Raw genomic sequence first — 23,693 nt, forward strand, 5'->3', positions numbered from 1 at the left:
TTGTTCCGGCTCTTGATCTGAATGGGTAAGCCTTTACCTCATAATATCAATCATGCTTTATCCACTTGAAATGACTAAAATTGCCTTAATACTTTACTTCCCATAATGTATATTCTGTCTACTAATGTTGCAAAAGCAAAAGTAAGTTAGGCCTCCTCGTCCCGTTGTCAGAAGATGGAAAAATCGTTACACTTTTTGGCATGACGACACCAACAATATTGGAAGACGAAACATTGTATACAGATGCAAAAAGCCCTGATCAGGCATTTTCCCGACTTGCGGCAATCATTAAGCTTCTCCGAGGCCCGGAAGGATGTCCCTGGGATAAAAAGCAGACCATCTCATCAATGGCTCCTCAACTATTGGAAGAGACGTATGAGGTTATCGATGGAGTCAAGGAAGAGGACCTTGCCAATACACGGGAAGAGCTTGGTGATGTTTATCTTGTAACGACCATGATGGCCCAAATCTTATCTGAGGATGGCCTAAGCTCTCACACCGAAATTCTGAATGAGGTGTGCAATAAATTGATTCGTCGTCACCCACATGTTTTTTCCGGGGCGACTGCTGAGAATCCTGAAGAGGTTCTTAAACTCTGGAATGATGTAAAAGAAAATGTTGAAGGGAAAAAGAAACCTACTTCGATTCTTTCTTCTGTGAAACGGTCGCTGCCCCCACTTGAACGGGCTTATAAGCTTCAGAAAAAGGCTTCCAAGGTCGGTTTTGATTGGACTAATTCTCATGATGTATGGAAAAAGATACAGGAAGAGTTCGATGAATTGGTAGAGGCCTATGAAGAACATGATAAGGATCATGCCGAGGAAGAACTTGGTGATTTCCTTTTTTCGGTTATCAACATATGCCGTTTCCTTGATATAGATCCGGCTCTTGCTCTTCACCGTGCTAATCAGAAGTTCTGTTCTCGCTTCACCTATGTTGAGGATAAAATGAAGGAGGCCGGATACCAACTCTCGAAGGAGTATATGGCTGCTATGGATCGGTTTTGGAACGATGCAAAAACCGAAGGCCTATAAAATCCGCATAAGAAAGCTATGGAGTAAAAGCTGAAAAAAACTGCTCATAGCTGATCAGTTCGGGCTCTGGAGATCCGCCTCCCCTGCCTTTGTCATTTCGTTTCCGGGCAAGTGTCGCAGTACGAGTAACGGTGAACTCTGGGAAAAAGTTTTTGGTTTCCTGCGAAAACCCCTCCATATAATAGCGCAGATTTCCGTCCTTCCGTCCCGTATCGGCAAGATAGAGTCTAAGGCCATCTTTTTCATGATTAACCGAAGAGTCGGCAGGAAGACTCTTTTTTAGATAAGCATATAATAGATTTAAACGATCTTTCTGTTCTGCTGTTATCGTATATACAGATCCACCATAGGCTGCCATGAGCGAAACCTTTTTCTCTCCGGCAGGCGGAGCGCAAACCTCTGAACACATTGAAATAGCAAAATCATCGGGAAGTACATTGTTCAATTTTTTCACGAGTCCCTGAAAGCCTTTCTCACGCTCCTGCTTTTTATCATCATTTTCAAGAAGAATATTAACCATTAGATATTCCGCATTCGATTCAACACCGAGCATCAACGGATTCGCGAAGGTCAACTTTGGTTTCGGATTAAAGCCTTGTGAAAAAGCAAGTCTGATCTGCGCACGCTGAAATGATCGCTCAAAGATCGTCATTGTATTGATATGGCTTAAAAAGGAAGCCTTTCCCGTTTTACTGAAACGGCAGAGAAGTGTCAGCTGGGATTCATTCTCAATGGGCCGATCTTTCATCGACGAATTTTGAGGCTCGGGCCCTCTTACAGGGGCTTCCGTTTCAACGATTGAAACATCTGAGACGCAGATTCCACAGTTATGATCACAGGGAACAGAGCAGATGGAGGTTAAAACAGCCTCCTCCGCTCGCTTCTTTTCTCGCTTAAGAAAACCCTTTCCGACACCAAGATCTATAGTATCCCAAGGCAGACTCTCGTCAAGCCTCTTTTCTTCCAGAATCTCTTTCGCAATATTCCAGCCTGAATTTGCAAAGAGTTCCCGCCAGAGATCCCGTTTGACATGCTCTTCCCATGCGTCGAGACCTGCTCCACGCTTAAAGGCTTGCTCGATCAAGGCTCCAACCCTGGCGTCCCCCCTGGACAGAACACCTTCAAGGGGCGAAATAAAAGGATCATGATAGTTTAACTTTACTGGGCCTCTCCGGAAACGCCCCTTAAGTCGCTGCAGTTTTTCGGAAGCTTCTTCTTCGTGAAGCTGACGCGACCATTGGAATGGCGTATGGGGTTTGGGGATAAATGTTCCGACATTCACATTGATAGGCATCCGTACACTTTGCTGAATCTCTTCAATATAGTCGCCAATGTGATCGACTTCATTCTCGGTATTACCTACAGGCAGACCTATCATAAAATAAAACTTTGCCAAACGCCATCCAGCCTGTTTGGCTGTCCTGAGGATATCGATGACTTGTTCGATAGGAACACTTTTATTGATCGTTTTCTGGGCGCTATCCCCCGGTACCTCGATGGCAAAGGTCAAACCGCTTTTCCTAACCTTTGAGATTTCCTGGAGAAGCGGCAGGGTGAAGCTGTTGACTTTCAGGGAAGGCAAGGAAAACGATACACCATCGGAGGCGTATCGTTGATTGAGTAGCGTGATAAGCTGATGGATATGGCTATAATCCCCTGAAGAAAGAGAAGAGAGTGTGATCTCTCGATAACCGGCACACCGAACCAAGAATTCCACCTCTTCAAGGATATGATCAAGGGGTTTTTCACGTTTCTGGCGATAAAAGTAGCCGGCATGACAGAAGCGGCACCCGTTGGGACAGCCGCGCATAATCTCAACGACACCATGGTCTTGTACCACCTTGATATTCGGAACAGGTACAGGGCCAAGAGAAGCAGGACCGAATCCCTGCCAGGAAGCACGAATTGTCATCTCACTCTTTTCCGGGTACCATATATGCTTGCTTGTACGTAGTAGGCTGATCAGGGAATCCCTATCTGCGCCTTGACTTTTAGCGTCCGCAAGTCGTGAAACAAGGCTGGAGAATACGCTCTCTGCCTCTCCGATAAAAACCCCGTCGAAGAAAGCCCCGAAAGGAGCAGGGTTTGTTACGGCTGGTCCGCCGGCAATAACGATGGGATCCCCTTCCCTTCTTTCTTTGCTGTGAAGGGCTACGCCCCCTGCATGTAGGACATGTAAGATTGTTGTGGCGGATAATTCATACCCGATGGAAATACCGAGAAGATCGAGGCGGTTGAGGGGAATTCCATTTTCGAGGGTAAAAAGCGGTATACTGTGAACCAAAAGCTCTTCCTCGAAATCAGGAGCGGGGGCAAAAACACGTTCACAGGCGACATGTTCCAAAGCGTTTAAACTGCCGTACAATATCTTTACGGCATTATTTGACATCCCGATTTCATAAAGATCCGGGAAACAGATTCCGACACGATATAATCCAGCGAGTTCTTTACGGATCATGCCGTATTCACCACCAACATATCTACCGGGCTGCAGAACTTGATGGAGGATACCGCGAAGATCTTTTTCCGGAATAATCAAATCACTAGGTTTCACGTACACAGCCCCTAATAGTGATATCGTCTGACATAAATATTTTGAATAAGAGAAAGTCCAATTAAAGCCGTCCAGAGAGAGGAGCCACCGTATGAAAGGAAGAAGAGCGGTATACCGGTAATCGGCATAATACCGATTGCCATGCCAATATTAACCACGAGGTGGAAAAAGAACATTCCGACGACTCCGGATATTACCAATGAACCAAAGGTGTCTTTGCTGGAAAAAATCATGGTAAGCCCGCGAAAAATAATCAGGGCGAAGAGAGCTATAACAATCACAGAACCGAAGAATCCCAGTTCTTCGGCAAGAATCGAAAAAATAAAATCGGTGCTCTGCTGAGGAAGAAAGCGGTAATGGCTTTGAGTTCCCTGCAAATAGCCCTTTCCCCATACTCCTCCGGACCCGACTGCGGTTACCGATTGTATAATGTTCCATCCGTTTCCTTGAGGATCAACCGATGGATCAATAAAAACGATTAGACGCATGATCTGATAATCTTTCAGAACCTTTCCAACCAGCCGGGACGCAAACAGGGCCGAGGTTATTATCACCAAACCATATCCGATCCAGTAGAAATAGCGCTGCTTTGTAATGAGAAAACCGATCCAGGCGGAAACAGTAGCCAGGAGTAAGGCTCCTCCGAGGACGCGAAAAAGAAATGGATTCGTAAGTACCTGGACGAAGGCAATCTGGCGTTGAATGAAATAGAGCTGCCACACCGGCAAGACCCCAATCAGAATGGTCAACGAGCCAAAGGCAATGAGAAAAAAAATATAACGCTTTTGTACTCCGGCGATAAAGGCAATGACAAGGAAAATGGGCACATAGACCGAAGCAGTACCAAGATCAGGCTGTACAAGGATAAACCCCATCGGTACGACAGCCAAAAACATTCCCTTAAGGAAAACAGAGAGCCTTTTCACGCCCTTCTTATTGTTTTCGAAATAGCGGGCAAGCAAGACAATCGTCGATATCTTGGCAAACTCAGAAGGCTGAATACCGAAACCAAAAAAACCGAGCCAGGAGCGGGCTCCGTTAACCGACTTTCCCAAAACAAGTGTAGAAATCAGCAAAAAAATTGAAAAAAAGTATATAACGACGGCCCATATACGAATTATTGAATAGTCGACCATGAGCAGTACAAAAAAAAGTACAATACCAAGAACGGCCCATATAATCTGATAGAGATATTCATTGGAAACAAGTTCGCCACTCGAATTTATGCCGCTGGAATAGATGAAGAGAACCCCCAAAACCATTAAAACAAGCATAGAGATAAAGAGTATCAGATCAAAATTAAAGATATTCCCCGATCTTGCCACTCTAATTCTCCTTCCTGCGATCATTATGAAGCCATCCCCAGTGAAGGGCCTTCAGAGCCTCATCATAGGTCTGATGTGCGAAGATTCCTTGGAAGATGATGTTGGCCGCCCTGACGGCCCACCATTCCCAATCATTGGATGCTTCGACCATGGTCACTACTACCAGCTGGTCTTCAGGCGGAGCACCGTAGGGACCGTTTGCTGCAAACCAAGCATGCCATCGGTCGTCGTAGCCTACCTCGGCTGTTCCTGTCTTACCAGCTACATCAACAGCCTTCGTAGTGATTACAACGGCTGCCGTCCCGTCCGTGATAACCCCCCGCATATTTTCCTGAACCGTTTTGAAGGTCTCTTCGCTGATCGGTGCCGTTTTGTAAATTTCGGGTTCAACGATCCTAACAGTCTCGCCGCTGGTGGGATCTCTTACCTCTTTGAGAAAATGAGGACGATAAATAACGCCTTGATTGACGGTCATTGCCACAGCATTTGCCAACTGAATCGGCGTTACCAAAAGATAACCCTGCCCAATCGAAAGGTTGACCGTATCACCGCCGACCCAGGGACTGTTAAAACGCTGCTGTTTCCACTGGGGAGTGGGAACGAGGCCAGCTATCTCTCCCGGAATATCAATTCCGGAAACTGTACCAAAACCGAACAGCTTGGCATATTCGGAAATGATATCGATCCCCAAATGTCGTAAGCCTAAAGTATAAAAATAGACATCACAACTTTCCTCCAGGGCCTCTTTCAGATTAAGAGGCCCATGACCATGGAGCAGGTGACAGTTGAAATAGCGATCGCCAAGGCGAAAACGTCCTTCGCAGGTTATCGTTTTCTGAGGATCGATGGCATGCTCCTCCAGTGCAGCGGTAGTCATAATAATCTTGAAGGTTGAGCCCGGAGGGTTTGCAGATTGTATTGCCCGATTGAGAAAGGGGTTATGAGGGTCAAGGCTCAATGTTCGAAAAGCCTCGTCAGATGTATCGGTGTAAAAAAGATTCGGATCGAACCAAGGATAGGAAACCATAGCAATAATTTCACCGGTGGCAGGCTTGAGAACAATGGCCGATCCCATCCTGTCGCCGAGGGCCTCTTCACACAGCTTCTGAATGCGCTTATCAACGGTAAGTACGAGGTTTTTGCCATTTTCGGGGGCTTCAAAGCGATCTTCAATACCGCCGATTTGACGTCCCCTGACATCAACCGTAGAAAAGGAACGCCCATCCTTTCCCCGAAGCAATGTATCGTAGCTTTTTTCTATCCCGCTTTTACCGATGACAGAATTGATATTGTATCCCTGATTGTAGAGGACCTGTAGTTCCTCAACGGTGATGTTGCCCACATAACCGAGGATGTGTGAAAGAGAGCCGATGTCATTATAGTTTCGAATCGATTTGCTGTTCCAGGTGACACCGGGAAAGTCCTCAACACGTTCGGCAATTCTGGTGACCGTTGCGAGATCAACTCCACTTTTCACCTCAACAGGCTGAAAGTACTGAGATGCTCGAGCCGGAATCTTTTTTTCAATAGCAGATTCCGGCATGTTCAGTACCCTTCCAAGCCGTTCGAACACGGCATTTCGATTATCCGCCGGAAGCTGAGCAGGAATGATATATACGGCAAAGGAGTCTATGTTTGTCGCAAGCGGATAATCGACATTACGATCAAAAATCTCACCACGTTGGGCCGGTACCGTAAATGAACGCATGGCAACGGCCTTTGCGCGATCTTGATAAAAAATCGTATGAACTACCTGCATGTTGAAAAGATACAGAAGATAGATTAACACGAGTAGGCCGACGATGAATCCCAGTACAAGAACTCTCGACTTGCGGACTGTTGAGTCTTGGGGCCCGGAAAAACCCGTCATCAGAACCCTTCCCGCTGCTTATCGTTCATCAAGCCGGTCACTTTCAGAATCCCAAAAACGAAGGGGGACAGGATCATGTTCATGGCAAGCTCAAGCCAGGATACTGCAGAAAAAGAAGACACCTCACTCGACGCAAGAAAGACGACATCGAGGAGTGCCGATAGCACCATTTTCAAAAGCGATGCAAAAAATAGTAATAATAACGGAAAGAACAATGGATCAAGAAATACCTTTCCTTTAGTCTTACCAAAAAGATAGCCGGTAACAGAATATATCAATCCAAAATATCCAAAGGGAGCAAGGGTAAGCGCATCGAGAAAAATCCCGGCGATAAATCCTAAAAGGACGGCCTTGAAAGAGCCTGTCGAATGGGCCATAAAGACCAACAGGACAAGAACGAAATCGGGACGGACACCAGCCCAGCCTATATTTTTAAAGAAAGTGGTATCGATGAAGATGATTACAAGAAGGATAATTGCATATAAAAAAGATTTTCCCGTTCTCACTGATTGGGCTCCTGCTTCAGAATAAAAACATATTCAAGTCGTGAGAAATCAATAGCCGGCTCAATCTCAATAATCAAGGAGGGCTGCCATTCGGGAGCCTCTATGCCCACTACTCTTCCGATGGGTATTGAGGCAGGATAGATAGAACGCAAACCGCTGGTCACCACCAGATCGCCATAACGAATTTCCTCTTTCGCGCGCTTCTTAACATAACGCATAAAAAGTGCCCCACCCTTTTTGCCATCACCACCGACCAAACCCTCATAACGTCCGGCTGAGAAACGGGCAGCAACAAAGCATTCGTGATCGAAAACGGGAAGGATCATCGCTGTCCTTGACGTGGCCGAAATAACCTTCCCGACCAGCCCCTGGCGGCCATCCTGATAGGCAATCACTGGCATATCAACGGCGACACCACTGCTCATGCCCTTATCGACGGTCATTCCATGAAAAAGGGTTCCGGGATCCATTGCAATAACCCTAGCCGGTACGTGCCGATAGGATAGTTCTCCCGAAAAGCTTAATTGATCCCGTAGACGGTCATTTTCCGCTCGAAGAGAGTCGAGGTCCCGTTGGATAATCTGATAGTGTTCAACCTGATTTTGCAAGGCACGGTAATCTTTTCGCAAATCGCGTAATTCACCAATGGAGTTGACGGTGCCGGAAAAAAAGTTGCCTACAGAGGCAAATAGATATTGGATCGCGGCTGCAGAGCCCCTAACGAGACCCACCGGATTTGTAAAGCGATTCTTCGTTTCAAATCCCATTCCGACGAGACAGATAAAAATAGAAACGGCCAGCAGACACCCTGCCGCATGCGATGAGATAAACTCTTTTGGCTTTTTCATCATGAAAGCCTTTTACCACATCAACTGTTGAGTGTGTTGTAGATCGTTTTGCTTCCGAAGGCATCACGCGTATGCTCAAAATACATGCCTGCACCTTGAGCTACGCAAAGAAGAGGCTCCTCGGCAAGGATAACGGGAACCCCGGTTTCCTTTGCAATCAGTCTGGGGAAGCCCTTTAGAAGAGAACCTCCTCCTGTCATAACAATGCCGCGTTCGACGATATCTGCCGCAAGTTCCGGAGGGGTCTGCCCCAGTGTACGTTTAATCTCTTCAACAACGGCATTGATCGGCTCCTGAAGCGCTTCTCTGACTTCCACGCTATCGATTTCTAGTCTTCTGGGAAGGCCGGTGATGGCATCGGTTCCCTTAATCTCCATTTTTTCAATCTTCTTATCGGCGGTGGCATTGCCAATCGATATCTTGAGATTCTCAGCAGTCTGTTCTCCGATAATCAGATTATGGACATTTCTAACATGCTTGATGATCGACTCGTCAAACTCGTCTCCACCGAGACGAATGGCATTGGTAACAACCATACCACCGAGGCTGATTACAGAGATTTCGGTCGTCCCCCCTCCGATGTCACAAACCATATGGCCGGCAGGTTCAAAAATAGGAATATCGGCACCAATAGCTGCAGCAAGGGACTCCTCGATGACTTTCACTTCACGTGCTCCAGCCTTATAGGCACTTTCTTCCACGGCCCGTCGTTCAACCTCCGTTATGCAGGTGGGAACACCAATTACCATACGGGGTTTTACAAACCAACGACGCGGCAGGATTTTCGAAATGAAATAACGTATCATCTTTTCGGTTGTTTCTAAATCGGCGATAACACCGTCCCGCAATGGACGAATTGCAATAATATCGCCGGGGGTCTTCCAAAGCATTCTCTTTGCTTCTGCTCCCACTGCAACGACCTTTTTTGTCCCCCGTTCAACCGCAACTACGGAGGGCTCACTGATCACAATACCCTTCCCACGTACATATACCAAGGTGTTACATGTTCCAAGATCAATTCCTATATCCGTAGAAAAAGCTCCGGCTAGTTTTTTCATGGCCATCTGAAGTAGTCCTCCATGTTGTTTTAGTAAAGCTTTGTCAGGGCTCCGTAATGTGAAGGGTCAATTTCAAGGGCCCTTCGCCATTCAGCCCGAGCCTTTACCCTATTGTTCTGTTTCTCAAATACTTCGCCAAGATAATAATATGCATCGGCAGATCGCTTATTTGTCTCAAGAATTTTCTCATATTGGCTTTTTGCTTTCTCCAATTCGCCGCGATCCATATATAACGAACCGAGCAAAAATCTACTTTTTTGTTCGATTCCCTCATCTTCGGTAGCTCCTATTGCCTTCAGAAGAAACGCTTCTGCTTCTTTATATAACTCCATCTTATCATAAGTTTGTCCAATCGTCAGGTAAAGTATATCACTTGGTTCTTTTTCCACCGCCTTGAGAAAATAATCAAGACTCTTTTGGTACTGTCCAAGCTCGCCATAGGCTAACCCGACATACTCCAGAGTATCATCACCCTCATAGCCTTCTTCCTCGGATGCCAATAAATTCCGAAGCGCGAGATCTGCATAATAGCGCCCTTTGTGATAATAGGTCTTTCCCAAAACATATTGGATCTGGGCCTTCATGGGAACATCATCAAAAAGTAAGGCCCTTCGTAAATCAGCAATGGCATCGTCAAATACCGGAAGTTGCTCTTCCGGAGTATATTGACCGATTCCATAATAAAAGGAAGCAAAGCCATGATAGATCAAAGCCTCCAATGAGAGCGGGTCTTGATCCAGAACGCGATTAGACCAGGATAGGACCCCTGAATAGTCACCCTGCTTCCATAACTCTTCGGGAAAAACATCCCCCTCTTCACTATTATCTCCAGGCGAAAGAGTTGTCTCATCAACCGAAATATCAAGCGGAAGCTTTTTGGGGATCAGGAAAAAGATAAGACCGGCGCTAACAAGGAGAACCGAGACAATAGTGATGATAATTATTGGTCCCCGTCGCCTTGTTTCCGGCCGATATCCGGTTTGATATCTGCTTTGGGGCAGGATCATGTTTCGCTCCATAAAAAAAAGCAGGCCTGTAAGCCGGGTTCTGTTATAGACGGCCATCTATCTGGGAAGACCGTTACCGATCCTCTCATGCAGCCTACCCGCGGAATCGAGCGGACAACCCTACCGCTGCTTGGCTTTGCTCCGAGTGAGGTTTTCAGTGCCCTTCCCGTTGCCGGAAAGGCGGTGGGCTCTTACCCCGCCGTTTCACCCTTACCCATCCGAACCAAATCGGATTGGCGGTATACTTTCTGTTGCACTATCTGTGACGACGCAAAGATCGCCCCCGGGGGTTACCCGGCACTCTGTCCTGCGGAGCCCGGACTTTCCTCCATTTCCATAAAGAAACGGCGGCCGCCCGGCCTGCTTTCATATAAATGCTGTTTTTATCTTCGAGTTACTCGTCTAACCCGAAATCCTCCAAATTAACAAGATCAGTAAGGCTACCACTATCCTCTTCGGTTACAAAATCACCGGTAGCGATCTCTTCTTCTTCATAAAAAAGAATTCTACTACAATAGGGGCAGAAAAGAATATTTTCGCCCGAACGTACATCGTTCTCGAATTGAGCGGGAAGCATCATATGGCAACCGGTACACACCGAATCTTTTACCGGCACAATACCAAGGCCGGCTTTGCTTCGGATGATTCGTTCAAACTTAAAAAGGATCTCCTCGTCGAGTCCTGGAGAAATTTCCTGTTCCTCTTTCTCCAGTTCACGAAGCAGAATTCGTTTATCTTCACTCTCCAGCTCTATTCGCTCCTGTTCGGCATGAAGTTCCTCTTCCTGCTGACGGATCATCGACTCTTCCTGCTCTAAGGAATAGGAAAGTTCTTCAAGCTCCTTTTCCTGCCTCAGGATTTCCTTTCTCAGATGCTGTTCCTTTTCTGTAGCATCCTTGATCTCTTTGTCCAAAGCCTCGTATTCACGCTGAGTAGAGATCTGATCCATCTGTTTCTCGTATCCTTCCCGCTGGTGTTCTGCATCGTCGAGACGAATCCTCAGGCGTCGTATCTGTTCTTTTGTTTCTTCAACCTGACCGTTTTTTTCTACATAACTTTTTTTCAGCCTGTTGAGTAGCTCGGTCTTGGTATTAAGGACCTTCGGTATATCGCGAATTTCCTGTTCGATCTCAAATTTCTTAGAGAGCACCTCTTGAAGGGATTTGAGCTTCGAAAAAACATCCTGCATCATCGGATAAACTCCTTAGTTATCAATATAATCTTTCAAACGTCGGCTTCGCTTCGGATGACGCAGCCGTCTCAGTGCTTTTGCCTCAATCTGCCGTATACGTTCTCTGGTTACGTTGAAGTAGAGGCCGACCTCTTCCAGCGTAAGAGAGTAGCCGTCGTCAAGTCCAAATCGCATTTTCAAAACTTCCTGCTCTCTGGGGGGCAATGTTTTCATCACCTCCTGCAACTGTTCCTGAAGCAGGGTGAACGCGGTTTGGTTTGCCGGGTTTTCTATATCCTTATCCTCGATAAAATCACCGAGGAGGGAATCCTCTTCTTCCCCAATCGGGGTTTCCAAAGAGATCGGTTCTCGGGCAACGTTCTTGACAGACTTTACCCGGAGGACCGTCCAGCCCAAACGCTCGGCAACCTCCTCGTCGGTAGGATCGCGTCCCAGAATCTGCATAAGCTGTCTCGATTCCCGAACCACCTTATTAATTTGTTCAATCATGTGAACGGGGACTCGAATAGTCCGTGCTTGGTCGGAAATAGATCGGGTAATTGCTTGCCTGATCCACCAGGTTGCATAGGTAGAAAACTTAAAACCCTTACTATATTCAAATTTCTCAACGGCCTTTATCAGGCCGATATTTCCTTCCTGAACAAGGTCAAAGAAATGAAGTCCACGATTGGTATATTTCTTTGCGATACTTACAACAAGGCGCAGGTTTGCCTGAATCAGGCGGTCTTTGGCATTTTTCATCATAACCTGGCCGTGGCTGATTTCCTTAGATCGCTCAAGAATGGAATCGATGGCATCCTCGAACTCTAGTTCGATGGATTGAAGATGCTTCTCATTCACCTGGATCTGGCGAATCTTTTCTTTGATCTGATCGGAGGAAAGTTGAAGCTCCTCTTCAATCTTCCTGCGTCGCTCAGGGATCGCAAGGCCACGTCCCATGTTTCTTAGCTCTTTCGAAGAGGTAACACCAAGACGCCGTTCTATCCGATCCTGCTCCCGTTGATAGTGCAGGATTCTTTTTGCCGTATCACTGAACTTTTCGGAGAAACCGACAATTTCTTCCTGATGGATGTCAAGCTCCTCAATAAGGGAAAAGAGTTCGTGCCGCTTTTTGTCGAGTCTTTGATCGGTGAGGACATCGCCTCCTGTGGCAATAACCTTTCGCTTCAATTCCATATAGTTCCTCAGCTGAGGCCCAATTTTTTTGAAGCCATCCCGATAAAACTGATTGAGACGTCGACGTTCGGTGAGAATTTCCGAAATTTCTTTCTTCGAGAGATCAAGCTCCCGAGGATCGGTCTTCGAAAAGGTCTTTTCCATTAAGTCAAAGAGCTGAGGAATAATCATACCGGATTCTTTTACGACCCGTTTGATGATCGCTTCCCCATGCTCCATTTGTTTGGAAAGTTCAACCTCCTGTTCGGCAGTAAGCAGACTCTCCTTCCCAATTTCCCGAAGATAAAGCCTAATGGGATCGTCGACAGCAGAAGCATCCTTATCGTTATAGACTACCCGTCTGGTACGATCAGGTGACCGTTTCAAGGGGATATCTTCAAGGGACGTATCACCCTTCTCCTCCATATCTCCGTCACTGTCATCGTCATCGTCATCATCAAGATCGACAAAATCATCATCAAGATCTCCCTCGTCATCAGGCATATCATCATTTTTATCCTGCTCATCATCAAGGCTAATGTTATGCTCCTCCAACAACGCAATGACCTCTTCGATTTTTTCGGAATTCACAATCGAATCCGGAAGAAAATCATTTACTTCATCATATGTAATTCGCTTTTTTTCTTTGGCATATTCCAACAACTTTGCTACTGATTTGTCAGCTTGCAATTCTGTCATTCCTTCTCACCCTTGCCTTTTTTCAGTTCCTGATCAAGATAGATTTTTTCTCCAACCAGTTCCCGAATTTCTCCGATCGGTATACCTTTTCGTTCCGATTCGCGGATTTCCGCTTCCACCCTTCGTCTTCGCTCCTCAAGCCTTTGTAACCGTATGGCCCTGACCCCGTCATGGATGATGGATTCTCCATTGACGGAAAACTCATTGCCGGAAATCTTCTCGTAGACGAGGTTCTTCAGCTCCTGCCGATCGAGTCGCTGAATCAACGACTCCAAACTTTCCTCGCCGTTTCTGTACGCTTCTTCAAGCGCAATATAGATTTCCCGTGCAAAGGAATCTTCCAGGTCATCAACTCCAATCGTGCTTCTTACGTAAGCAAAGGAAGCCCTGTTTACAATAACTGCCAGCATTAAAAAGAGCTCGGAGCCAATCTTTATGATGCCGCTCTCAGCAGCGACATGCTCCTCTCTTTTATCATTTCCTCGCTCCATCTCCTTTCGGCTACCGATCTTTTCCAAATCGGCAAGAATGGAAGAGGCATCAATTCGAAGAGTATCAGACAGATATCGTACACAGCCTTCCCGTTTGACCGTAGAATCAATTGTAGTAATATACGGCGCTACCGCAGCAACGACCTCCCTTTCCCCGCCGGGTCGGCGGGCCGATTTTTCCTTAAGCGCACTTTTCACTAAATACTCAAAGCTATTTATAGAATATTTCATTGATTTTATCAATGAGTCCTGCCCCTCTTTTTTCAGCATATCGGCAGGATCAAGCCCTCCCGGCAACTCGACAACCGAACCTTCGAGTCCCGCAGTTTCAATGACCGGTATGCTTTTCCGTGCCGCCGCTATCCCCGCCGAATCACCGTCAAAAAGCAATACCACCTCATTTACATAACGCTTCAGAAGCCTCCCCTGTTCGGCGGTAAAAGCTGTTCCCAGGGGGGCAACAGCACCTCCTGCACCGGATTGATACATGGCAAGCACATCAAAATACCCCTCAACAACATAGGCGCGCTTTTTCTGCCGTATTACCGGCAGGACCTTTGAAAGACCGAAGAGAATCTCCCGCTTTTTATACAATGCCGTTTCAGGGCTATTAATGTATTTGGGTTCTCCTGAGCCCAGTTTCCGTCCTCCAAATGCAACAGCCTTGCCTCTATGGTTGTATATCGGAAACATGAGACGATCGCTAAAGAGGGATACATCGGGGTATTTCGAAGAAAAAAGTCCCGACTCGGCAAGGAAATTCTTTGAATAGTTTTTTGCCGACAAAAAGCGATAAAGCCAGCGTCTATCCGCAGGGATATATCCAAGCTCAAAGGCCTCAATCGTTTGACGTTCAATGCCGCGCTCTTGGAGATACGTTCGTGCGTTCCGCCCTTTCTCTGATTCCATAAGAAAATAGTGAAAGGTCTTCACCAGCCTTGCATAGAGTTGCTCAAGAGCATCTGATTTTTTATCGGGAACAAATCCCTGATCAGTATCCGGCAGGGAAACCCCCGCTTTCTCAGCAAGCCGCCGTACGGCCTCGACAAAGCTGATTCCTTCCATCTCCATAACAAAGGTAAATATGGAACCACCTTTATGGCAACCAAAACAATAGAAAAGATTCTCATCTTCAGTTACGGAAAACGAGGGGGTCTTTTCACCATGGAAGGGGCAAAGCCCCCAATAACGCGAGCCCTTTTTCTCAAGGGTTAGGTAATCGGAGACAACATCAACGATACTGAGATTCCGGTTGATTTCTTGGAGGATCGTTTCAGGAATCCGCAATGTTTACCGTCCCTTTATATACAATTGATAGGCTCGGTCATGATCACCGTAGTTTTTGGAAAATACGTGCTCACCGGTCTGTGGGTTCTTTAAAACAAAGAAGAGATAATCGCTCTTTTCCGGCTGAAAGGCGGCTTTCAAGGCCGTCAACCCTGGATTGCAAATAGGTCCGGGCGGAAGCCCCTTATGAAGATACGTATTGTAGGGAGAGTCTACCTCAAGATCCCTGAAGGTGATTCGTTCGGGATGAGGCCTACCCTGCTCCTCGGTCAATACATACACGACAGTTGCACAACTTTGAAGCGGCATATTGGTTGCAAGCCGATTCCAGAAAACAGAAGCGATAAGAGGCGCCTCTTCGGCTCGACGGTATTCCCGTTCCACGACCGATGCGAGAATAACCCGTTGATAGAGTTCTTCGGGCTTAAGGCTTTTATAATCCGGCTCAAACCGTTCCAATTCGGCAAAAAACGAATCAACCAGATGCTCGACAACCTGCTTAGCGGGATAATCCTTCTGAAAAAGATAGGTGTCGGGAAACAAAAACCCTTCGGCTCCTTTATTCCCCCATTCGACAGGAAATGCATCCTCGGCAGGCTTGTAGTGCGAGACGGCATCAAGAAAGGCTTCTTTATCGACAACTCCAGCCTCTGCAAGAATATCGCCGATCTCCCTGGCTCCAAACCCCTCGGGAATCGTTACCTTAAAAAGCCGCTGTTTTCCCTCCACCAAAAGGTCGTGTACCTCAAGAGCGGTAAGTCCCGGAGCTATAGTATAGAGCCCGCGCTTGATCTTCGATTCGGTTCCCTGCCATTTTGCCAAAGCAAGGAAGAAATAACGGCTGCGTATTGCTCCCATCTCCTTTAAGCGACCGGCAACCGACGAAAGGGTATCTCCTGCCTCAATGGCAAGCAATCGGTCCGAATCGGAAGGGGTTTCGCTATGTTCGCTATATGCAGGAGCGCTGTTCAACCACGAGAGAGCGGCCGCCACCACAAGGACGGCGGCCGCAAGACAGACAAAGATGATAAGAATGATTTTCGCAGCACGCCTCATCGTTATCGCTTCTTCTCCAGAATAAACTCGACCCGCCTATTCTTCCAGCGATTCTCGATATCGCTATGCGGGACAAGCGGCTTTGTTCCGCCTACTCCCACGGCATCCAGCCTGTTACGATCGATGCCACGCTCAACAAGGGCCTCGACAACCTTTTCGGCACGGGCCTGGGAAAGGGGCATGAGTTCCGTCTGTTCCTCCCTCTCGGCCTTCACCGGGTCGGCCCAGTTGATGAGAGCGGCATGTCCTTCAACCATAATCTGGTAGCTGCGATACTTCTGTAAGATTTCCGCAAGGCGGTCGAGAACGTATCGGTTACGTTCCGCGACTTCCTGATCATCTTCGACAAATTCCGCCTTGTTCGGCTGAAAGATGATACTTGCGATTTTAATCTTCAATAAATTTCCCTCCCGTACAACCAGAACATCTACGGGAATCCTGCCGTCGGTGCTGCTTCTGTTTCCGAGCACGTCGGTAGCCGAAAAACGATAGGGATAATCCATTGCAGCATACACCAACTCGCCAGCGTCCGACTTACCGTCCCAGATGATCTGATCTGCAGGGTCGCCGCTTCCACCGTACTCTTTGAACACCTTGCCCTCGGGATCATAGATGGTCAGGGTCCAGGAATCTATCTCGCTTCTATCCTTTACATCGAGATGCATGGTCAATTCGTCATCCACCCCATCGTTATCCGGCGAAAAGGGAACGGGATTTATATCGACTGCAATCTCAGGAGCACTTCTGTCAAGAAGGAAGGGAGAACTCTCGGCAATGGGCCGATTTCCCTTTTCATAGCTAACGGTAAATCTTGCCCGGTAACTTCCCTCGATATAGTTTCCGCTTTCGTTTTTTCCATCCCAGACAATCTTTGTCGGAATCTGTCTTTCGCCCGAGAAGCGGCGTTCAACAGTTCCGTTCTCACGAACAAGTTCTACGCTCCAGCCTGATATTCCATTCTTATTGTTTACGATGGTAGTCAGGCCTATATCTTCGAACTTTCCGTCGCCATTAGGGCTCAAGGCCCCGGCATCGGCGGTGACGAAAACGGAAGTGGGTGTTGTATCGGCAATGAGCCCATCGATCGTCGTCTCAAAATGGTTACCGGCCCTATCCGTGCTGGATAGACGATAGCGGTAGCTACCATCGGGAACCTTATTTCCTGCTTCTCCCGTGCCGTCCCAGCTAAAATCGCTGAGATTACCCTTCCAGAAGGCTCGCTTTATCGATTCGCCGGCAGCATTGAGGATTTCTCCGCTCCATAACGTTTCTTTGTTTCCTTCCTGGCGTATCACTACGGTATCTTTTCTTCCATCGCCGTCGGGACTGAAAAGCTTCCAATCGGTACCGATCGTTGCCGCAGGATAGATGGTGTCAAGCTCGAAAGATCGGGTTGTAGTCTGAGGACTGTAGCCGCTGTCATAAACAACCAGGAGTTCGGCACGGTACATGCCGTCTTTAGCAACACGCCGATCATTATCACGTCCATCCCAGAATAAACTTTCGGGAAGAGAACCTGATCCCTCTATGGTTCGGATAGCCTTATCATCCGTATCCTTTATCGTGACTACATAATGATCGATTCCTTCACTACGTTGTAGTTTGGGGATAAGCCCCATACGCTCCTTTACCCCGTCGCCATTCGGGCTAAAGGCTTCTGCTTCGGCAGTGAAAATGACCTCGGTTTTGCTGGTGTCAATGGAGAATGTGCGCTCGCGGGAATGTCCGGTATTACCGGCACGATCCGTTGCCGAAAGAATATAGCGATAAAGACCGTCGGGAACGAGCCTTCCATCGTTATCCGTCCCGTCCCAGACAAGTTCGGCCGGAGCGCTTTCAATCCAGGTGAAATTTCTAACGGTTTGGTCTCCGTCTCCATCCACCCGAGATATAACTCCTTCCCACCGCTGTTCAAGGGATGTCTCCTGATACAGGGTAATCGTATCCTTGTTTCCGTCGCCGTCAGGACTTAAGACAGAATCGGAAGTACGGACCATGGCACTGGGGGGTGCCACATCAATAGTAAAGACGGGAGAGATGGCGGATGGAAAATTTCCATTTCTATAGAGCACTTGAAGTTCCGCTTTATAGGATCCTTCCTCGAGAATAAAGCCGGTATCGTCTTTTCCGTCGAAGGCGATTACTCCTGGAGCAGACTCCACCCCCTTGTACGTGCGAACGGCGGCCCCGTTTTGCTCCGCTACGGTCAAACTCCAATGCTCAATGCCCCGTACCACGGGGATCTCCGGAGTAAGGAGAAGGGTGTCATAGACGCCATCGCCATTCGGAGAAAAATGGGAACGTTCAATCGAAAGTGATATGGGTGTCGGCTCCGTATTTATGATAATATTGGATATTCTGGCTTCACTACTGTTACCGGCACGATCCGTTGCGGATATCCGATAGCTGTAGACTCCGTCGGGAAGGAGAATTCCCTCGTCATCGGTACCGTCCCAAACAAAGCTTTCAGGGCTGCTCCATGGCCAGTGTACCTGGCGTCTTACCGTTGAGGAGGCGTCCAGGATTTCTGCGTTCCACACCTCTTCATAGGAGCCTGTCTGTTCAAACATAATGGTATCTTTGTTGCCGTCGTCATTTGGACTGAAGATGAGATTGTCTCCGCTCGGCTGGTCAAGATGTATCTCAGGCGGGGTATTATCGACTACGATTCGATAGGCATCGGTTCTGCTCATGTTTCCATTATCATCGTAGGCCTGTATATAAAAGGAGTAAAGGCCGTCGGAAACAACGGCCCCGTTTTTGTCGGTTCCGTCCCAGCGAATCCTGTCCGGAATATTGATTCCAGACTTTACGGAAAGAAGCCGATCAAAAAAACCACGAAATCCCTGGTTCTCAATACGCTTTTCTTTGTTTTCGATCATGCGTACCACAGAACCGGCTTCGTCCTCAATTACAAATTGATAGCGCATGACATAACGACTATCCGTGATCTTCACAGGAACCGAAATGTCATCTTTTACACCATCGTTATTGGGACTTAGATAGGCAACAACATCTTCTATCGCATCAAGATGTTTTTCACTCTCTTTGGGAGACTGCTTAGAAGCATCATCTTGTTGAACCGACCGAGGAACGGACTGATATTTTCCGCTGGCTTTTACCTTGCCCTTAACAAGGGGCGTAGCAACATTACCGCTTTCCTTCGGGGATTTACCACCATCCTTCGGAATGATTTTATCTTCATCCGGATTGGAGTCTGTCGCCTGACCCTCATTACTGCTTCCGTCCTGGACAATACCGTCGATATCGATATCAATCTCGGGAGGTTTTTTATCGATCACTCCAAGGGGGATATTGACGCCGCCGCCGATGGCCCAGACATCTTCTATAACCGGAGCGACGGTAAAGGAGGGCCTAACCTCACTTTGATCCCAACCTCGTTCGGACAAACCAAGAAAATCAGTTTTGTCGGAAAAGTCGGTGGTAAAATTGAACACAATGCCGACAGAGGGGATCATCTGGGCGGTATCACCGTCGGATAGCTGATTGAAATCCATCCGGGTCCCTGCATGTATGGTAAGCACCTGGCCAATGTTGAATTCACCGCCGAGGGCCAACCTCGTATTGGAAAAACCGGGAAAGCCCAGTTCCGTATTAAGTGCAAATCCGAAAGAGTCGCCCTGATATAACAGCGCCCTTGCTCCGACGAGAGGAGTAAAGGGATCGGGGTAACTATCATCGTCGATACTGGTGTATCCGATGTTTTTCAGTGCCCCTCCCCAGCGAAGGTCTTTGATAAAACCGCGGCTGCCAAGTTCCTGGATCAATCCGAGATCCATAACCGTGGAAAAGCCTCCCGATCCGCTCAAGCCGAATCCGAGGCCGATTCCAGTGGAAATCCCGGGATACAACTCCTTGGCGAAGGAGCCCTTCAACGTAAGATCGGTGTCGGCTTTATAGCCGGGAAAATCACTATCAAGGAAGTGTGATGAAAATGAGAAGACACCCAACTTCGTCGGCAGGGTGGCCCCGAGATTGACAGCATTTCCCTGAAGGCCGGAAACTCCATCGTCGGAGCCGGCAATTGCAAGGTAACTAAGGTCAAGGGTTACTCGTTGTGTCAACGCCGAAGCCGCGGGATTGACCGCATCGGCTTGAGGAGAAGTATACGAGGTTACAAAACTCCCCAAGGCCGCATATTCTGGTGAATACAATTCTTCACTTTTGTCCGGGCTCTCTGCCCAGAGACTGACGGAAACTGCGACAAATAAGAAGAGTAATATTATCTTTTTTTTCACGATACCTATCCTTTTCATACGGAAAAATTACCCCTTTGACGAAAGAACATCAATATTTTTCTCATAAAGATACTCTATCTGCTCCATTTCTTCGATCGATAAGCGCTGATACAGGTATGTCTCGATCCGCTGCATCAAATCCGCCAGAGGCTCGTCTCCCTCCGGTTCGTGATGTTTCAGAAGCAAATAGACCCCAATAAGCTCATTTCCATGCAAGGCAATCATAGCTCAACCACCAAATCTTCCGTTGCAAGATCAATTTTGATCTTTTTGTTCTTCAGATGAGAGCGATACCAATCCGCCGACTGCTGCATGGCATAGAGCTTTCGGTCGTCATATTCAGGTTCGTGATGAAATAACACCAAGTGTCGGATCTTCCAAGCCGAAGCGAAGTCGACGGCAAGGCTATAAGAAGAGTGTCCCCAATTATATTTTTCGATAGCCTCACCCAAAGTGTATTGGCTATCCATGATCACAAGATCGGCACCTTCAAAATAGGCACGATTTGCATCGTTTTTCTGAAAATCGGCCTCGGAGAGCTCGGTATCGGTCGAGAAAATTGCTTTTTTCCCCCTCTCTTCGACGCGATAACTGACTGATTCACCGGGATGACGCATCTTTTTCCAGCGTACAGACGCATCACCGATACGCAAGGGGGTATTATCGATTGTATGGAAATGGAGCTCTGCTGCAGCCGCATCCAAGCCTATGGGAAAATAGGGATCACGCATCTGTCCTTCAATAATCTCGCGAAGGTCCTCCCGAGGGCTGTAAAAATGGAGAACAGCACGCCTGTCATAGAGCTTGGAAAAAAAAGGAAGCCCTTGAAGGTGATCCCAGTGAAAATGAGAAAAAAAGATATGAAATGTATCGATATGCTCCTGTTCTTTCAGCAGCATGGAAGAAAATTGTTGCATACCGGAGCCTGCATCGAAGAGTATGACATCATTCCCAGATGTTCTGACTTCAACGCAGGTCGTGTTCCCGCCAACGGTTCCAAAAAGCGATGCAGGAAGCCTTCCAAGAAAGCGTTCTCTACTTAGCTGAGAGTTAAGATCTTCCGGCCGCGCCCTTTGGAGCACCGCAGCAATTTTGGTTCGTACTTGTTCGGACGTCAGCGGCCGCGGAAGCGAACCTCGGACCCCCCAGAAGCGAATTTTCATAATCAGCGTCCCTCTTCGTCATCACTGCCGACCCCACGGAGCCAGGAAAGATCGTCTTTATCCATATCGATAAAACGTTCCTTCCGCCGCTGGAAAAGCCATTGTTCGATTATTTCTCGTGAGTGAAGTTCTCCCCTGTCAATCCCAGGGCAGTCGGCAGTCAAAGCTCTCCACGTATCGATTGACTCAAGATGGGGAGCCCAAAAGGGATAACTGCGGCATTGCAAGGGTCTTGCCTCGTAGGCGATACAGCCGTCCTCTCCCCAGAGGATACAGTCGTAATTATCTTTTTCCTGTAAACTAAGTCGCTTGACAAGTCCGAGATCAACAGTTCTGCAAAACCGATCAAGAAACAATGAAACCGGCATACGGAAATGCAGAATCAAGCGATCAAGATCTTCGTATGACAGAAAAACAAAGCCGGGTTCATGCCTGCAACAACGAGAACAACGAGTGCAGGTAAATCGTAATCCCTTTTCGTAAAAGGTGGTATTCATACTTCCCTATAAAATTACGCCGGATTGATACGAAAAACAAGCATTTATAACTCGACTTTGTACATCCGAAAAAAAAGGCCTTCCGAAAAACGGAAGGCCTTTGGGGAGAGAAGGATTCGAACCTTCGAAGGCGTAGCCAACAGATTTACAGTCTGCCCCCTTTGACCGCTCGGGAACCTCCCCATTGCTACTATAACGCAGCAGAATCTAACACAAGGTTAGATCTTTTGTCAAGCCACCTGTCAGATTCGAACTGACGACCCCGAGATTACAAGTCACGTGCTCTGGCCAGCTGAGCTAAGGTGGCATCAAATATATCAAAATACTCCATTTATACCTAATATTACCATCTAAAACCAAGGTTTTTACGGCAATTTCGGCTTGTTTGGGAGCATTCCACCCACAATAAGATACACAAAATCTTAACGGTAGTTAATCTTTACGTCGATTTCCTACACATAAAATCGCCGCCATTTAGCAGCGAAACCATTGAAGCGGAATATAGCGAAAACTGAGGAAATGGTCAAGGGAGCTAAAGGTAATTCAAAACAGAGCCTGCAGCACATTCATTATAATAGAGAGGACCAGTGCAGAGCCCCCGGCTTTAAGGGCCGTCTGCTGCCGCTGATTTCGCAGAGAAGCTACGCCACTGGAGATTAGCGAGACAAAGGCCAGTCCTTTGACCGTAGCATATAAGCTTTAGTTAGATGCTGTCCCCAAATGTTCCAGTCCTAAGATTTGCATACTTTCGATTATGTCAACATAATCAGGTTTCTCATCTCCGATGATGAAAGCAGAAATGAAAAGGATATCATTTGTTTCTTCGATTATTTCAAGATATGTGTAGACCTTCAGTACGACTTCTGCTGAATTATTTTGATATTCGTGCATCGATGCGATGCCGTTTCGACCCCAAATAGGATTGTTTATACTACCTCCGCTCACTTTGCAATCTTGAAATTCCGGAATACTCGATGCTTTCTGAAGATCGTTTAGTGCAACCATTCTATATAGCTGCGCTGGCTCGATGTCATTTCGAAAATCGGTAAGAGTTATCAACAGAGTACGTTTAGTGTCATTGCTAAATAATTGTAATTGGTCTACGCCTTCGGGTGCATTGGGATTACTTGAGTACTGCCAGTGATCCGGAATAATTAAAGAGAGGCGATTGAACTCAACTGATTCTTGACATGAAATAGACTGGAGTGAAATCATAAAAAAGAGAAAGACGAAATATTTCTTAAAGCTGTTGTTTCCAAACATGTTTTTACCTCATCGTTTTGCATTTGGGTATTGCACCTAACTTCTTTTAGTAACACGAAATTCATGTAGATAATATTTCTTTATTAGAGAGAATACCACGGAAATGAAGTTAAATGCTATCAGGATATACCAGATTCTCAGAATAAGGCCTGCAGCACATTTACGATAATAGAGGCGGCCAGGACAGAGCCCCCGGCTTTAAGGGCGATGACGTACAATATCTTGCGCAAATTCTAATTTTGATAAAAAGAAAGTCCTCAATCTGACGATTGATTAAGTACGACCAAAACCAAGTCAGAAAGAGGACTATATGAACAGTAAGATTATCGAGATAAATGAGGAAGAAGTCAAAAACCATTTAGGGAATTTTGTTAGAGAAACGGTAGAGGAAACATTGAATGCCATGCTGGAAGCTGAAGCCGAGCAATT

The 23,693-nt window shown here is 47.0% G+C and carries 17 protein-coding genes, 2 tRNA genes and 1 other RNA gene; 1 reads left to right on the forward strand and 19 read right to left on the reverse strand.

Annotated features, from left to right (window positions below):
- Nucleotides 1–200 precede the first annotated feature (200 nt).
- Nucleotides 201–1,034 (forward strand): nucleoside triphosphate pyrophosphohydrolase, encoded by an 834-nt coding sequence (mazG, locus tag F459_RS0115585; protein ID WP_020613649.1) that lies wholly within the window; start codon nucleotides 201–203, stop codon nucleotides 1,032–1,034.
- 16 nt (nucleotides 1,035–1,050) lie between these two features.
- Here the strand turns inward: mazG and F459_RS0115590 are convergent, their stop codons facing one another.
- The 19 genes from F459_RS0115590 to F459_RS0115680 form a co-directional block, all read right to left on the reverse strand.
- On the reverse strand, nucleotides 1,051–3,588 hold the full coding sequence (locus F459_RS0115590) for a TIGR03936 family radical SAM-associated protein (protein WP_020613650.1): 2,538 nt from the start codon (nucleotides 3,586–3,588) through the stop codon (nucleotides 1,051–1,053).
- Nucleotides 3,589–3,599: 11 nt separating this feature from the next.
- Complete coding sequence (gene rodA / locus F459_RS0115595; RefSeq protein WP_020613651.1) at nucleotides 3,600–4,913, reverse strand: rod shape-determining protein RodA; 1,314 nt, start codon at nucleotides 4,911–4,913, stop codon at nucleotides 3,600–3,602.
- Nucleotide 4,914: 1 nt separating this feature from the next.
- The gene (gene mrdA, locus F459_RS0115600) at nucleotides 4,915–6,783 is read right to left on the reverse strand and encodes a penicillin-binding protein 2 (protein ID WP_020613652.1); all 1,869 of its coding nucleotides are present in this window, start codon (nucleotides 6,781–6,783) and stop codon (nucleotides 4,915–4,917) included.
- Nucleotides 6,783–7,289 (reverse strand): rod shape-determining protein MreD, encoded by a 507-nt coding sequence (gene mreD, locus F459_RS0115605; RefSeq protein ID WP_020613653.1) that lies wholly within the window; start codon nucleotides 7,287–7,289, stop codon nucleotides 6,783–6,785. Before mreD ends, mrdA begins: the two co-directional genes overlap by 1 nt.
- Nucleotides 7,286–8,137 (reverse strand): rod shape-determining protein MreC, encoded by an 852-nt coding sequence (gene mreC, locus F459_RS0115610; protein ID WP_020613654.1) that lies wholly within the window; start codon nucleotides 8,135–8,137, stop codon nucleotides 7,286–7,288. Before mreC ends, mreD begins: the two co-directional genes overlap by 4 nt.
- A 20-nt stretch (nucleotides 8,138–8,157) precedes the next feature.
- Complete coding sequence (locus F459_RS0115615; protein WP_013254661.1) at nucleotides 8,158–9,201, reverse strand: rod shape-determining protein; 1,044 nt, start codon at nucleotides 9,199–9,201, stop codon at nucleotides 8,158–8,160.
- A 23-nt stretch (nucleotides 9,202–9,224) separates the two neighbouring features.
- A complete protein-coding gene (locus F459_RS0115620) occupies nucleotides 9,225–10,214 on the reverse strand; it encodes a tetratricopeptide repeat protein (RefSeq protein WP_033301893.1) in 990 nt (329 codons plus the stop codon).
- A gap of 1 nt (nucleotide 10,215) precedes the next feature.
- An RNA gene (rnpB, locus tag F459_RS23285) (RNase P RNA component class A) lies at nucleotides 10,216–10,569 on the reverse strand.
- A gap of 27 nt (nucleotides 10,570–10,596) precedes the next feature.
- Nucleotides 10,597–11,394, reverse strand: a complete 798-nt coding sequence (locus tag F459_RS0115630) for a zinc ribbon domain-containing protein (RefSeq protein WP_020613656.1) — start codon at nucleotides 11,392–11,394, stop codon at nucleotides 10,597–10,599.
- A 12-nt stretch (nucleotides 11,395–11,406) separates the two neighbouring features.
- Nucleotides 11,407–13,248 carry an RNA polymerase sigma factor RpoD gene (gene rpoD, locus F459_RS0115635; protein ID WP_020613657.1) on the reverse strand — a complete coding sequence of 614 codons (1,842 nt, stop codon included), beginning with the start codon at nucleotides 13,246–13,248 and terminating at the stop codon, nucleotides 11,407–11,409.
- Nucleotides 13,245–15,026 carry a DNA primase gene (gene dnaG / locus F459_RS0115640; RefSeq protein WP_020613658.1) on the reverse strand — a complete coding sequence of 594 codons (1,782 nt, stop codon included), beginning with the start codon at nucleotides 15,024–15,026 and terminating at the stop codon, nucleotides 13,245–13,247. The genes rpoD and dnaG overlap by 4 nt, the downstream gene beginning before the upstream one ends.
- A gap of 3 nt (nucleotides 15,027–15,029) precedes the next feature.
- On the reverse strand, nucleotides 15,030–16,082 hold the full coding sequence (gene mltG / locus F459_RS0115645; protein ID WP_020613659.1) for an endolytic transglycosylase MltG: 1,053 nt from the start codon (nucleotides 16,080–16,082) through the stop codon (nucleotides 15,030–15,032).
- Between the two features lie 2 nt (nucleotides 16,083–16,084).
- The gene (locus tag F459_RS0115650) at nucleotides 16,085–20,341 is read right to left on the reverse strand and encodes a FlgD immunoglobulin-like domain containing protein (RefSeq protein ID WP_154651707.1); all 4,257 of its coding nucleotides are present in this window, start codon (nucleotides 20,339–20,341) and stop codon (nucleotides 16,085–16,087) included.
- 27 nt (nucleotides 20,342–20,368) lie between these two features.
- On the reverse strand, nucleotides 20,369–20,566 hold the full coding sequence (locus F459_RS0115655; RefSeq protein ID WP_020613661.1) for a hypothetical protein: 198 nt from the start codon (nucleotides 20,564–20,566) through the stop codon (nucleotides 20,369–20,371).
- Nucleotides 20,563–21,504, reverse strand: coding sequence for an MBL fold metallo-hydrolase (locus F459_RS0115660; RefSeq protein WP_020613662.1), 942 nt, complete (start codon nucleotides 21,502–21,504; stop codon nucleotides 20,563–20,565). Before F459_RS0115660 ends, F459_RS0115655 begins: the two co-directional genes overlap by 4 nt.
- Nucleotides 21,505–21,506: 2 nt before the next feature.
- Entirely contained in the window at nucleotides 21,507–22,001 is a 495-nt protein-coding gene (locus tag F459_RS0115665; protein WP_020613663.1) for a YkgJ family cysteine cluster protein, read from the reverse strand.
- A gap of 101 nt (nucleotides 22,002–22,102) precedes the next feature.
- A tRNA-Tyr gene (locus F459_RS0115670) sits at nucleotides 22,103–22,184 on the reverse strand.
- A 50-nt stretch (nucleotides 22,185–22,234) separates the two neighbouring features.
- Nucleotides 22,235–22,308, reverse strand: a tRNA-Thr gene (locus F459_RS0115675).
- A gap of 392 nt (nucleotides 22,309–22,700) precedes the next feature.
- On the reverse strand, nucleotides 22,701–23,264 hold the full coding sequence (locus tag F459_RS0115680; RefSeq protein ID WP_020613664.1) for a hypothetical protein: 564 nt from the start codon (nucleotides 23,262–23,264) through the stop codon (nucleotides 22,701–22,703).
- Nucleotides 23,265–23,693: the final 429 nt, after the last annotated feature.

Source organism: Sediminispirochaeta bajacaliforniensis DSM 16054, assembly GCF_000378205.1.
Taxonomy (GTDB): domain Bacteria; phylum Spirochaetota; class Spirochaetia; order DSM-16054; family Sediminispirochaetaceae; genus Sediminispirochaeta; species Sediminispirochaeta bajacaliforniensis.

Excerpts from the sequence above, each read along its gene's own strand:
- mazG (WP_020613649.1), top strand. The coding sequence starts at position 201 with ATGACGACACCAACAATATTGGAAGACGAAACATTGTATACAGATGCA.
- rpoD (WP_020613657.1), bottom strand. The coding sequence starts at position 13,248 with ATGACAGAATTGCAAGCTGACAAATCAGTAGCAAAGTTGTTGGAATAT.
- mreC (WP_020613654.1), bottom strand. The coding sequence starts at position 8,137 with ATGAAAAAGCCAAAAGAGTTTATCTCATCGCATGCGGCAGGGTGTCTG.
- mltG (WP_020613659.1), bottom strand. The coding sequence starts at position 16,082 with ATGAGGCGTGCTGCGAAAATCATTCTTATCATCTTTGTCTGTCTTGCG.
- F459_RS0115660 (WP_020613662.1), bottom strand. The coding sequence starts at position 21,504 with ATGAAAATTCGCTTCTGGGGGGTCCGAGGTTCGCTTCCGCGGCCGCTG.
- F459_RS0115630 (WP_020613656.1), bottom strand. The coding sequence starts at position 11,394 with ATGATGCAGGATGTTTTTTCGAAGCTCAAATCCCTTCAAGAGGTGCTC.
- F459_RS0115615 (WP_013254661.1), bottom strand. The coding sequence starts at position 9,201 with ATGGCCATGAAAAAACTAGCCGGAGCTTTTTCTACGGATATAGGAATT.
- mrdA (WP_020613652.1), bottom strand. The coding sequence starts at position 6,783 with ATGACGGGTTTTTCCGGGCCCCAAGACTCAACAGTCCGCAAGTCGAGA.
- F459_RS0115655 (WP_020613661.1), bottom strand. The coding sequence starts at position 20,566 with ATGATTGCCTTGCATGGAAATGAGCTTATTGGGGTCTATTTGCTTCTG.
- F459_RS0115620 (WP_033301893.1), bottom strand. The coding sequence starts at position 10,214 with ATGGAGCGAAACATGATCCTGCCCCAAAGCAGATATCAAACCGGATAT.
- F459_RS0115680 (WP_020613664.1), bottom strand. The coding sequence starts at position 23,264 with ATGTTTGGAAACAACAGCTTTAAGAAATATTTCGTCTTTCTCTTTTTT.
- F459_RS0115665 (WP_020613663.1), bottom strand. The coding sequence starts at position 22,001 with ATGAATACCACCTTTTACGAAAAGGGATTACGATTTACCTGCACTCGT.